The sequence below is a fragment of the Serratia sp. PL17 genome, assembly GCF_017832355.1.
In the GTDB taxonomy this organism is placed as follows: Bacteria; Pseudomonadota; Gammaproteobacteria; order Enterobacterales; family Enterobacteriaceae; genus Serratia.
Map to the genome: position 1 here is coordinate 1,279,552 of NZ_JAFIBY010000001.1, position 12,595 is coordinate 1,292,146.

Consider the following 12,595-nt stretch of genomic DNA (forward strand, 5'->3'; position numbering starts at 1 on the left):
GGTGTTGACCGGTGAACGTTTCTGGCCTGGCGCTGTTTTCAGACGTTATCTACCCGCGGATTAGAGTGGGTTGGTTGGCTAGGATACTCAACCTGGTGTTTGTGCAGATAGTCGCGTATGAGCTGGCGGATCACCTGGGAAGGGGTGACGTCTTGCTGCAAACACAGCTCTTCCAACGCTTTTTTCTTATCCGGATCAATGAGTACGGTTAAACGCGCCGTTTTCTTTTCCATGAGGGTGACTCCAGAGATTGATAATAATAATAAGAGCGCCGTGTTGTTTCAGCTAAAATGCAACCGCTCAATTTTGCGTGACAGATAGCCAAGATCGCAATTGAAGCTCGGCCCAATCTCGGCAGAAAGGCGGCGCAGCAAGTTTAGCGGCGTTTCAACATCGGCAGGTGACGCATAGATAATCACATTGCCGCTGGGCGCTACACAGTACAAAACGGTGTTAAATACGCGGTGCAAACTGTGGTACAGCAGTGAGTCCTCGTCCGGGACCTCATGGTAATTCAGCACGAGCCAACCCTGTGGCGAAAGCCGCGCGGCACACTGTTCAAGAAAGTGCTGGGTGCCCTGCTGAGGATCCATCGTAAAGGCGCTGTAGAGGTCAGAGAAAATCAAATCATAATAACGCGTTACGTTAGCCCGCAGATAATCGGCGGCATCCGTGACGTGCAAAATCACCCGTTGGTCGGCAGGTAGCGTGAAATACTGACGCGCAACGGACACCACTGCCTGACGCAGCTCTACCACTTCCAGCAGTATGTTGTCGTCATAGGCGTGCAGTGCGCGCACCAAGCCGCCACCCCCCAACCCCAGAATCAGTGCAGCAGAAGGGGGTTGCCAGGCCACGGCCATCAGCATGGTTTTAATGTAATTGTGAACCGGCACCTGCGGTGCGCTAATACACATTTTGCTCTGCTCGCAGATACCGTCGAAACGCAGGGTTCGGTAGCCTTTGTGGTCGGACACAATAATTTCACCGCAGTGATCTTGTTCCCGGGCGATGACCTGGCCACGAGGAGAGAAATCCAGCGTATTAAGCAATTTATCAACCAAAGACATAACGTTTTCGTTGAGCCTCCATTAGAAAAAACAACCTTACTTGCGGGCGCACATAAATTCGGCAGTACAAATACGGCGGCCATTGACCGTGGCGCGGCCTGTAAAGCGGGCAAGGCCCGAACGTTGCCGAACAAAGGCGACGTCCATACGAAGCTGGTCGCCGGGGCGGGCAGAACGATAGAAGCGGGCATGATGAATGGCCGCAAAATAGTAGTGTTCACCCGGCAACAGCGGGCTGAGATAGTAATGGGCTAACAGCCCGGTGCTTTGTGCCAGCGCTTCCACCATCAATATTCCGGGAAATACATTTACCTGATGATGACCGGCCCAAAATGTGGGCTCATTGGCGGTAATGTTTTTGATGGCGCTGAGACGCCCCTGCGCAATGGAAGTGCCGTCAGCCAGAATGCCATCGACCAGCAGACAGGGAAATCGGTGTGGCAGGATGGATTGAACGTCCTGGTACTGCAGTGGATTACCATTCAGCGGCATGATTTATCTAGGTCCTGTCAGCGGAAGCGTTCGGCTTACGCTCGCCTCTGCGCTTATCGAAGTGTAATAACATTATAATGTTATTATCATCAGATGGCACTAATAGAAATGGGTAACGTGGCAAGTGAAGCCAATTTTAGTGACGATGTCACTTTAATTGCGCCTAAAGCGCCTGCTCAACAAATTGATTTTTAATGTTTTAATGTAATGGCGGGCAGAAGGGTTAGCCGCCATTGGGGCATGGCGGCTAAAGGGGATCAGTGCTTGTAGCGGGTCAGTTTATCGAGGTAGCCCATGACAAATGCGGAAAGCACAAAGGTGAGGTGGATAACCACATACCACATCAGCTTATTGTCCGGCACATTCTTGGCATCCATAAACACGCGCAGCAAGTGAATGGAGGAAATGGCGACAATCGACGCGGCAACCTTGTTCTTCAACGAGGTGGCGTCCATCTTACCCAGCCAGCTCAGCTTTTCTTTGTCGTCGCTGATATCCAATTGCGAAACAAAATTCTCGTACCCCGAGAACATCACCATCACCAGCAGGCCGCCGACCAATGCCATGTCGATCAATGAGAGCAGCGTCAGAACCAGATCTGCTTCGGCAATGGAGAAAATGTTCGGCAAAACATGAAGAATCTCCTGGAAGAATTTTACCGACAGTGCCAGCAAGGCCAGGGACAGGCCGAAGTAAACCGGGGCAAGCAGCCAGCGAGAGGCGTACATCGCATTTTCTAGAAAGCGTTCCATAGTCATCTGAGTTCATTACAAAAAGTGGGGCGTAGTATAACGCAAGAGGCCTGGCAAAAGGCAAGTGACGGTGAAATGAATGCGGGGTGTTCCACGGGCATTCGGGGAAAGGCACATGCCGTGAATCGCATTAGGTATTAACATCATTATCATTTATTTTCGCGATATAGATTGAGCAATCTGAAAATCATACTACGATTTAAATGCTGCAATATAAGTCGGCAGCAGTTGTTTATATCGCAATTGAATTATATATAACGGAATGAATTAACCTACTGGAGATGGACATGGAAAATTCCCTGAATGGAAATACAAGCGGTTGGGACAGTGTTAATGATTTGCTCAATTACCATAATAGAGGTAATGGATTAACGATTAATAATAAGCCTTCTTTCGATGTGGAGGCGGCAGGTAAGCAAATAGCGCGCAGTGAACAGACCTGGAATGGCGTTCATATTACGGGACAAGGCGCGACGGTGACTTATTCCTTCCCGGTTTGGGATTATAACGAGGGTAACCTGAATGCCCGTTTCGGCAGCCAAGATACCGGCCTAAGTGCCTTTACCGCGCAGCAAAAAGCCCAGGCAAAACTGTCCTTACAGTCTTGGGCAGATGTGGCTAACCTGAATTTTGTCGAAGTTGCCCCCGGACAAAAATCCAATATTACCTTTGGTAATTACGAAGGCGACGGCCAGGCTTATGCAATTAAGCCCTTTACCGGAGCGGGTAATGACTATCGTGGGCATAATACCGATGGCCAAAGCTGGTTCAACATCAATTACGATTACGCGGATCCCCGCGACGGGGTTTACGCCAACCTGTACCCTGAGTTGGGCAACTACGGCCGCCTGAGCATCACGCATGAATTAGGGCACACGCTGGGGTTAGATCACCCAGGTGCTTATAATGCCGGCCAAAATCCTAGCTATGCGAAGGGGACCTATGCCGAAGACACTCGCCAGTTCAGCGTGATGAGCTATTGGGATGAAGGCGTTACCGGTGGTGATAACGGCGGCTATTTTGCCGCAGCGCCTCTGGTTGACGATATTGCCGCTATTCAACATCTCTATGGCGCGAATACCAGTACCCGTACCGGGGATACGGTATACGGGTTCAACTCCAATACCGGCAGGGACTTCTACACGGCGACGGACAGCAGCCAGAAATTGGTTTTCTCCGTTTGGGATGCGGGTGGTAATGATACCCTTGATTTCTCCGGCTATACGCAGAACCAGCGCATCAACCTGACAGAAGGCTCCTTCTCTGATGTCGGTGGGTTGAAGGGGAACGTGTCCATTGCACTGGGTGCAATTATTGAAAATGCCATCGGTGGTTCGGGTAATGATGTTATCGTCGGTAATAACGCCGCCAATATTCTCCACGGTGGTGCCGGTAATGATGTTATCTATGGCGGTGGGGGGCAGGATCAGCTATACGGTGGCAGCGGCAACGATATTTTTGTTTTCGCAGCGGTGAGTGATTCACCTTTCGCATCCCCTGATAAGATCGTGGACTTTGAAACCGGCATCGACAAAATTGATCTGTCCTTCTTTAATCACGGCGCTAAAGGTGCGGACTTTATTCATTTTGTTGACAATTTCAGTGGCCAGGCAGGGGAAGCACTGCTGACCTATAATTCACAAAGCAATTTAAGTGAATTAGCGTTGAATATAAATGGTCACGCCTCTCCAGACTTCCTGGTTCAAATTGTAGGGCAGGCGAATACGGCGACAGACTTTATTGTTTAACTCAGTCACGGTGGGTTATGCCCACCGTTCTCTCAGGGTTTTTCATCCCTGCATGCTTGAACATCCGTCCCCGGCCTACTGTAGTACCGCTATGTAAGGATTGCGTAAGCAATTGGGAAATAGTGCGTCAATACATCAATCAATATTATGACGATATTGCTTATGATAAGCATTATCATTATCATGTGTTTCATCAAGTCTACGTAGAAAGACCTTTATTTTTACATTATTACTTTTCATTAATATTGTTGAACCCGGTTAACTCCCGGGTGACGAAGCAACTGCGAGCTTATACTAATAATTAATGCAGGGTTAATACATGCGCAAAACTTTTAATTACCGGGGAATTATCGGGCAGTCCGTCCTATGCGGGGCTCTGGCCAGCACCACTTTTTACGTTAATGGTGAAGTAAATAAACCCTTAATACAAAAGACCACGCAAAATGAAGAGGAAATAACGGTTGTTGCACCGGTAATTGAAAAAAAAGCCGGAACAATAACCACGATTTCTGCACAAGATATGCAGAAAAAAGGGGGGAATGATTTTGGCTCAATAATGCGTTATGAAACGCTGATTGGTGCAACGGGTGTCAGTGGTGGCTCTTCTTCCGGGAAAAGCGGGTTCGATCGCAGTGGTTACACCGGATATAACATCCGTGGCCTGGAGAGTAACCGTGTCGGGCTGGATGTGGATGGGATCCCACAACCAGATGCGACTGGGCGTAGCTATGTTAGCCGTGCGGGGCTCAACACTTTCGGTATCGGCAGGGACTATCTTGACCCTTACATGTACGGCCAAGTGGACATTGAGTCGGGGGCGACGTCAACAGAACGCAGTAATACCTCTATCGGTGGCGCGGTATCGTTTTCACCCAAGACGGCGGACCAGTATCTGTCACCCACCAAGCAGACCTACTTTGGTTACCAAAGCGATTACGACTCATCCAATCGCAGTTGGCATAACGGCATCACCGCTGCCGCAGGCGATGAGCAGTTGCGAGGGGTGTTTGTGTATAGCCGCCGGGATGGGCAGGAAACGCAAAATAACAGTGGTACCAATGAGGCTTATCCGGCCAACTGGCATTCCAATGCGCTGATGGCTTCCGGCATCTGGCAACCCAGTGACGAGCACAAACTCACCGGCACGGTAGATTACTACGACAAAACCAACCATACCCATTACGACAGTTGGAATTCGGCCGGAAGCGCCATTCTGGGCACCGCACAGCAGCAGAGCAATACGCGCCGTTGGGGCGTCAGCCTGAAAGATGAATGGACGCCATACAATGATTTTGTCGATACCCTGACATCAAAAATCTATTACCAGCAGACTCAAGCACATGATAACACCTACATGCCGACCAGTACCGGCAGCATGGAGCGGGTTTACTCCGACTACAACGTTAACACCTACGGTTTTGAAACACAGATCGCCAAAACGTTGGGTCGCCATACGCTGAGTGGTGGGGTTAATGCACGCGTGGCGGATACCGAGCGACCATTCCGGGAAGAACCGGCGCCAAGCGCGTTCACCGCCATCATGCAGCCAGAGTCTGACAGCCGTAGTTACGTGCTGGGTGGGTATGTACAGGACCGGATCCAGTTTGATCTGGACGGACATGGCTTTGCCGTTGTACCCGGTGTGCGCGTGGCTCACCAAAGCACGAAACCGCAAAACCTGAGCAGTCTGACCACGGGGAGCGCGGTGCTCACGGAGTCTGAACTGGAAACGTTGTACGGCAAAAGCAATACTGACACGCAAGTCTTACCGTCACTCAGTTTCCAATACGACATTACGCCAACGCTGATGACTTATGTACAGTACAAGCGTGGGGCGCAGTTCCCTAACGCCAGTCAGCTGTACGGTTCATGGAACCTTGGCTCCAGCTATGCAGGTACGGCACAGTATGCGTTGATTGGTAACGCCGATCTGAAAACCGAGACCAGCAATAACCTGGAATGGGGCATGAAGGGAGACGTCGTTGAGGGTGTTACGGTGCGTACGTCGCTGTTCTACAACACCTATAAAAACTTTATTGCGTATACCCGCTATCAACGTGCCAGCAGCCCGGGCAAGTTCACTAACGTGCCTTCCAATATCTACACCATTTACCAGGCAGAAAACCGCGACAAGGCTTACATCTACGGCGGCGAAATCAGTACTCGACTGAATTTCGGCACCTGGTTTGAGCAGGTTAACGGTCTGAGCGCGAATTTTGCGCTGGGTTACAACCAAGGGAAATCCAAGTCTAGTTATTCAGGCGACAAATATGTCGATATTGACAGCGTCGCGCCAATGAAAGCCATTGTAGGGATGGCGTGGGATGATCCGGCGAAACGCTACGGTGCCGCCATTACTGCGACCTTTGTGAAAGGCAAACAGGCGGCAGCCACCAACCGTGAAAGCTATAGCAACGCCAGCGGCAGTACGCTCACTGACGCAACGGCCGAGTATTTGCGGGTGCCGGGTTACGGTCTGGTGGATATGTCGGCTTACTGGCAGGTTGCCCGTAATGTGAAGCTGAGCGGCGGCGTATATAACATCACCGACAGAAAATACCGTGATTATCTGAGCAGCCGTGAACTCACGGACTCTACCAAACAGGATGCTTACGATAATGCGCTGGCCGTTATGCCGGGAAGAACCTTCCAACTTGGCGTAAACGTCGATTTCTAAGCCCCGTCCTTGGATACACCTTTAGCCCAACAAGCACCTTTCTTATCGGAAGGCGCTTGTTACCTGATTATCCTGCCCATGAAGGAAAAAACCAATGAGAGCCTGGATTCTAGGATTATTGGCGCTGCCGTTTTCGGTTTTTGCCAACGAACGTGTGATATCGATTGGTGGAGACGTCACGGAAATTATTTATGCGTTAGGTGCACAGCAAGCATTGGTCGCGCGTGACAGCACCAGTCAACAACCGCTGCAAGCCACAGAGTTGCCGAATATCGGCTATATGCGTCAGCTCAATGCCGAAGGCATTTTGGCGTTGAAACCTACGCTGGTGATCGCCAGTGAACTGGCACAACCGTCGTTGGTATTACAGCAGCTTGAGCAGGTTGGCATTACCGTTGTAACGGTGACGGGCAAACCCGCGTTGAGCGTAATTAATGAAAAAATTGCCGTGATCGCCACCGCGCTCGGGCGTGAAAAAGAGGGGCAGGTTCTGCAGTCGAAACTGGCTCGTCAATTGGATGCCGTGCCAACCCATCCGCTGCCCATCAGGGTATTGTTCATTATGGCACACACCGGTATCTCGGCGATGGGTGCCGGTAAAGGCACCGCGGCTGATGGCGCGATTCGCAGCACCGGTTTACAGAACGCGATGGCCAACGTGACTCGCTATCAGTTGCTGACCCAGGAAGGGTTAATTGCCGCAGCACCACAGTTACTGGTAATAGGTAAGGGCAGTCTGCGCAGGCTGGGCGGCGAAGTGAATCTCTGGAAATTACCTGGGCTGGCGTTTACGCCTGCGGGTAAGCAGCGGCACCTGCTGGTGATTGATGACAGTGCCTTGCTGAACTTTGGTTTGGCTATGCCGGCAGCCATGAGCCAATTACGGCAGGCTGCGCAAACGACAGTGCCTTAACCTTTAGCCCCTTTATTATCCACATGTCCCAAGGAACGCTCGGGGAAGCAGCGATCGCGCAGACGTTGCTTTAACGCAGATGCCTCTGGGAACCCACCGTCGATTTTTCGATCCCAAATGACTACGCCATCGACGGAAATTTCATAAATGCCGCCGGTACCCGGAACCAGCGTAACGGCAGCCAGATCGGTGTTGAAGGTGTGCAGCAGCTCTTGTGCCATCCACGCTGCGCGCAGTAGCCAGTTGCATTGCGAGCAATAGTGAATGGTGACGGCGGGGGATGTTTTCATTATCTGAACCTAAACGGATGAGGTAGCTAAGCATCATCAGTGGCCGCCGTAACCCTGTCAAGGCGATCAAAACGGCGGCATATGAGAGTAACGGGCTGAAATCAACCTCAGAAGTTGGCGCATCGCCCTGGCGGTTGGTGGATTGAATAAGAATTACTTTCATTTGCCGGCCGTTATGCCATAGTGAAAGCCTTGTTGCCCGTTATCTGACCCCGTGCACACTATGACAACCCTGCCGTTTTCCACAGCACAGCATCAGCCAATGATCACCCCCGTTCCGCACCCCGAGCGCCTAAAATTTGCACCGCACATCCTGTTACATAGCGGTACCTGGCTGGAACCGCAGTCTGCCTGGGAAGATGATCCGTTGATCAACGGTATCAAACTGGCGCTGGTGCACAGTGGCGAGATGCAATGCCGGGTTACAGGGCAGGCCGAACGGCATATCGCTGAGCCTTCACTTTGTGCATTCAGTAACCTTGGCGACTTCGCCGTCACACACCGTTTTAAACGCAACACCCCTCTGCGCTACACTATTTTGCAATTAGAGAGCGACGGCCAGGATCAACATGCTGAACTGCTTCCGGCGGCATTAACGTCTCGGGCAGGGCAACCGCCGAAAATGCTTATCGGCCCGGCACCTAAACTGTTGTTGGCGTTATCCACACAGATTGCCACTTGCCCGTTGCAAGGTGCCACGCGCGATCTGTACTTGGCGGGTAAGGCGATGGAGCTCATCGCCATGAGCCTGCAACACCTGTCCGATGCCCCGTCAAAGGCGGCCGATCTACGCCTCTCACGATCGGACATTGAGCGTCTCCATGCCGCGCGCGATCTGTTGATTGCCAACCTGCCACATCCTCCAGGACTGGATCGTCTGGCGGCACAGGTGGGGATTAACACCCGCAAGCTCACCAACGGCTTCCGTCAGATCTTCGGCAACAGCGTTTTTGCATGGCTGCAAGAGTATCGCCTGCAACAGGCACACCGCATGCTCAGCGCTGAAGAGGCCAATGTTGCCACCATTGCCTATCGTGTGGGTTACAGCCCCGCACATTTATCCATCGCATTCCGCAAGCGCTTTGGCATTTCTCCCCGAGCGGTGAGGGCACGCTAACCGGCGGGCGATATAAAAAGTCCCGCTGTCAAAAGTATCCCCGCCGGAGCTCACCTGATTTTCCGCTATCGTAAGGTATGGAATTTTAAGGAGAGTGCGCGATGAAAGGGGCATTACACTGCCTGTTACGGCCGTATTACCGGCCACTGGCAGCGGCCATTTTTTTGCAGACGTTGGCAGGTCTATGTTCATTGGTCCCTTGGATCCTGCTGGGATATATCGCAGCAGAAACACAATCTGTTGCTGAAAGGGGTTGGCTGTGGCTTATCGCCGTCAGCGGCTTGGTGTGGCTGATCGGCCAGACGTTGGCACTGTATCTGACGCACAGCGTAGATGCCGGGCTTTGCCATCAGCTGCGCTTAACATTAGCGGAAAAATTGCAGCGTTTGCCGTTGAACTGGTTTGTACATCAAGGCCAGGATGGCGTAGCCCGTTACGTTGAGCAGGATGTAAGAGCGCTGCATCAGTTGATCGCCCATGCGCCGACGGATTTGGTGAATTTGCTGATTGTGCCATTGGTGGCCTTTGGTTATTTGTTCTCACTGAATATGTCGCTGGCGCTGTTTGCGCTGCTGCCCCTTAGCGCTGCGATTGGGTTGTTTTTGGCGATGCGAGCTCCCCGGTTCCGGGCCGATGTCGAACAGCGCGATCGTACGATGGAGGATATGCTGGAAAGCTACGGCACGCTGGCCAGTCATCCGGTTGCCGTGCGGCAGTATCCGCAGGCCGGGGTACAAGCGCAGGCACAGGCGGCAGCCGATCTTTTTGTGACGGCATTCAGCCATTGGGTTCAGCGTATCGGCCGTCTGAGCGCGGGTATGCAACTGCTGCTGGGGGCACCCTTGCTGGGGATTTGGGTCATTGCTGGCGCGTTGAGCTTGGGCGAGACGCCTCTGCCAGCCGCGCAACTGTGCGTATTTTTGTTGTTGGTTAAGGCAATTGCCGCACCGCTTCAGGCGATGGGGCATGGCGGTGATGCCCTGCGTAGTGCCCAATTGGCGGCAGAGCGGTTGAATACGTTGCTCGCTACGCCAGACATGGTGAGCGGAACACAACAGCCCGACATGACTGCGCCGGTCGATATTGAGGTGCGCGAACTCTGTTTTCATTACGATGATCAACCGGTTCTACAGAACATCAATTTTTCGCTGCCAGCCGGCAGTGTCACCGCGATTGTTGGGCCGTCGGGGGCCGGGAAAAGCAGCTTACTGTTGCTGTTGGCGCGGTTTATGGATCCGGACAGCGGGCAAATCCGGATCAAGAATCACCCTTTGGCGAGTCTGTCTGATGCCTGTCGTTTTCAACTGATCACCCCGGTATTGCAACAGGGATGTGCACTGGCACGCCCGTTGGATCAAAACATCGCGCTCTACCGTCCGGATGCCGATCAGGCCACTGTCCATGCCGCAGCAAAGGCTGCCTGTCTGCACGAGGACATCATGGCACGGCCGTTGGGTTACCAAAGCATACCGGGACAAGACTTACAGCTTTCAGGTGGAGAACTGCAACGCTTGTCTATTGCACGGGCCTTGCTGTCTCCGGCACCGATTTTACTGCTGGATGAACCCACGTCGGCGCTTGATCCGCAAACTGCCGCGGCATTATTAGGTCGCCTGCGTCAGCGGCCGGGCACCACGGTGATCGTCAGTCACCGATTGGCCGATGTCATGGATGCCGACAGTATTCTCGTGCTGGAGCGCGGGCAGTTAGTCGCCAGTGGCAATCACCGGCAATTATTAGCCGCCGGGGGCCTTTATCGCCGGCTTTGGGACAGCCAGGGAGACAGTTATGGCTATTAATATGACACGCCTGAAATCTTTGCCATCTCGGGATCGGACGCCGCTGGTGAAGACACTGTCGTGGGTGACGCTGTGCGCCGTTTTGGATGGTGTCGCCGGTCTGATGTTAGTGCCGCTGATCGTCGCCTGGTTCAGCGGCACCAGCGCGCAAATTTGGTCGGCATTTGGGGCGTTGCTGGCGGCCACCGCGGTGTATGGCGGCGTGATGTTTTGGGCGACGCTGAAAGGGTATTTGGCTGGCTGTACGGTAGTACGGATACTGATCGGTGCTTTGATCCAGCATATTCCGCATATACCCGCCAACCTGCTTGGCAGGGTGAATTTGCCGGGGTTGGTGCGGGGGCCGGTACTGACGGCCATGGCAATCCCCGCGCATTTGCTGGCTCCATTGATTACGGCGGTTGTGACCCCTGCAACGGTTATTGTTGGGTTGGCGTTTATCGATTTGCCGCTGGCCTGTTGCCTGTTGATCGCCGCGGTACTTTTAGGCGTGGGGCTACGTTGGGGAGGGCAACGGACGCTTGCCCTGGAAGATCAACGGCATTTGGCAGAACAGAACAGCGCCGCGCAGCTGGCCGAGTTTGGGCAACAACAGGCGTTACTGCGCACCGCGGGGTTGAATCAACAGGCCGGACAGCGGTTGGTACAGGCACTGACCGCGCAGTACCGGAACGTGGTGCAACTTCAACGACGCTCATTACCTATCACGTTGGTCTTTGCCGGTGCGGTACAGGCGGTATTCTTGCTGGTGTTACTGCTGGGGGCCTGGCGGGTCAGCAGAGGTGAACTGACCATCCCGCTGTGGATTGCCGAAATGGTGCTGTTAGTCCGGTTTATCGAACCCTTGGCGGCAATGACGCAGCTTGGCCAGTCGCTACGCAATGCCTGGCAGGCGTTGATGCAGGTGCTCAGGGTTTTGGAAACACCCGCAATCCAATTCGTACAACCCGGTGAGACGCCGGCGGACAGCCATGTGATCGCGCGGCAGGTCAGCTACCGCTTGCCGGACGGCCCGGTGCTGCTTAGCAATATTGACCTTGATATTCCACCGGGTAGATTGCTGGCCATCGTCGGCCCATCCGGCGCGGGTAAGAGCACTTTATTGAGTGTTCTGGCGCGTAACACCGACGCTACCGAAGGGCTGATCACGGTTGGTGGGGTGGATATTCGTCAGCTTGACGCACCAACCTTGGCAGGGTGTCGCAATGTGTTATTGCAAGATACGCCGCTGTTCCGGGGAAGTGTTCGCTGGAACCTCCAATTAGCGAATCCGGCGTTAAAAGAACATGAAATGCAGGAGGCGCTGTCGGCGGTAGGCCTGCAACAGGAGATCGCCCGTTTACCGCAGGGGTTGGACAGCGATGTTGGCGTGGGCGGTGCGGCATTGTCCGGGGGGCAACGGCTGCGCCTTTGTCTGGCGCGAAGCCTGTGTGCCAAAACGCCCATCCTTTTGCTGGATGAACCCACCGCGAGCCTGGACTCACTCAGCGTTAACCGCGTGATGGCATTGCTGGCACGTCAGCGTGGGCGCGCCAGCTGCATTTATGTCACTCATAACCCTCGATTGGCGGCGCTGGCCGACAGTATTGTCATTGTGGCCGCGGGGCGGTTACGCCGCAGGGGGAGCCATACTCAGTTGTTAGCCGAAGATCGCTGGTATCGAGAGTTTTGTGCTGAAAATGGCCAAGAGGGCGGACACGCTTAAAACACATAGCCGCAGAGGCTGCGGCTATGTGT

General features: G+C 53.3%; 11 protein-coding genes. 6 read left to right on the forward strand and 5 right to left on the reverse strand.

Features of this window, described 5'->3' with window-relative positions; translation table 11 throughout:
• Window positions 1–38: 38 nt before the first annotated feature.
• The 4 genes from JOE25_RS06275 to JOE25_RS06290 all read right to left on the reverse strand — a co-directional run bounded on the left by JOE25_RS06275 (window position 39) and on the right by JOE25_RS06290 (window position 2,314).
• On the reverse strand, window positions 39–233 hold the full coding sequence (locus JOE25_RS06275) for a ribbon-helix-helix protein, CopG family (RefSeq protein ID WP_037415083.1): 195 nt from the start codon (window positions 231–233) through the stop codon (window positions 39–41).
• 48 nt (window positions 234–281) lie between these two features.
• A complete protein-coding gene (locus tag JOE25_RS06280) occupies window positions 282–1,070 on the reverse strand; it encodes a fused MFS/spermidine synthase (RefSeq protein WP_209633321.1) in 789 nt (262 codons plus the stop codon).
• A gap of 36 nt (window positions 1,071–1,106) precedes the next feature.
• Window positions 1,107–1,562 carry a 3-hydroxyacyl-ACP dehydratase FabZ gene (gene fabZ / locus JOE25_RS06285; RefSeq protein ID WP_209633324.1) on the reverse strand — a complete coding sequence of 152 codons (456 nt, stop codon included), beginning with the start codon at window positions 1,560–1,562 and terminating at the stop codon, window positions 1,107–1,109.
• Window positions 1,563–1,819: 257 nt separating this feature from the next.
• On the reverse strand, window positions 1,820–2,314 hold the full coding sequence (locus JOE25_RS06290) for a TIGR00645 family protein (RefSeq protein WP_209634202.1): 495 nt from the start codon (window positions 2,312–2,314) through the stop codon (window positions 1,820–1,822).
• A gap of 287 nt (window positions 2,315–2,601) precedes the next feature.
• On the opposite strand from JOE25_RS06290, the gene JOE25_RS06295 reads away from it, so the two are divergent.
• From JOE25_RS06295 to JOE25_RS06305, 3 genes are all read left to right on the forward strand, one after another.
• The gene (locus JOE25_RS06295) at window positions 2,602–4,062 is read left to right on the forward strand and encodes a serralysin family metalloprotease (protein WP_209633326.1); all 1,461 of its coding nucleotides are present in this window, start codon (window positions 2,602–2,604) and stop codon (window positions 4,060–4,062) included.
• A 319-nt stretch (window positions 4,063–4,381) separates the two neighbouring features.
• Window positions 4,382–6,739 (forward strand): TonB-dependent receptor, encoded by a 2,358-nt coding sequence (locus JOE25_RS06300; RefSeq protein ID WP_209633328.1) that lies wholly within the window; start codon window positions 4,382–4,384, stop codon window positions 6,737–6,739.
• 94 nt (window positions 6,740–6,833) lie between these two features.
• Entirely contained in the window at window positions 6,834–7,652 is an 819-nt protein-coding gene (locus JOE25_RS06305; RefSeq protein ID WP_209633330.1) for a hemin ABC transporter substrate-binding protein, read from the forward strand.
• Here JOE25_RS06305 and JOE25_RS06310 read toward each other — a convergent pair.
• Window positions 7,649–7,942 (reverse strand): SelT/SelW/SelH family protein, encoded by a 294-nt coding sequence (locus JOE25_RS06310; protein ID WP_209633332.1) that lies wholly within the window; start codon window positions 7,940–7,942, stop codon window positions 7,649–7,651. The two genes, JOE25_RS06305 and JOE25_RS06310, sit on opposite strands and share 4 nt — an antisense overlap.
• A gap of 262 nt (window positions 7,943–8,204) precedes the next feature.
• On the opposite strand from JOE25_RS06310, the gene JOE25_RS06315 reads away from it, so the two are divergent.
• From JOE25_RS06315 to JOE25_RS06325, 3 genes are all read left to right on the forward strand, one after another.
• A complete protein-coding gene (locus JOE25_RS06315; protein WP_209633334.1) occupies window positions 8,205–9,059 on the forward strand; it encodes an AraC family transcriptional regulator in 855 nt (284 codons plus the stop codon).
• A gap of 101 nt (window positions 9,060–9,160) precedes the next feature.
• The gene (locus JOE25_RS06320) at window positions 9,161–10,858 is read left to right on the forward strand and encodes an ABC transporter ATP-binding protein (RefSeq protein WP_209633337.1); all 1,698 of its coding nucleotides are present in this window, start codon (window positions 9,161–9,163) and stop codon (window positions 10,856–10,858) included.
• Window positions 10,848–12,563 carry an ABC transporter ATP-binding protein gene (locus tag JOE25_RS06325; protein ID WP_209633339.1) on the forward strand — a complete coding sequence of 572 codons (1,716 nt, stop codon included), beginning with the start codon at window positions 10,848–10,850 and terminating at the stop codon, window positions 12,561–12,563. The genes JOE25_RS06320 and JOE25_RS06325 overlap by 11 nt, the downstream gene beginning before the upstream one ends.
• Window positions 12,564–12,595: the final 32 nt, after the last annotated feature.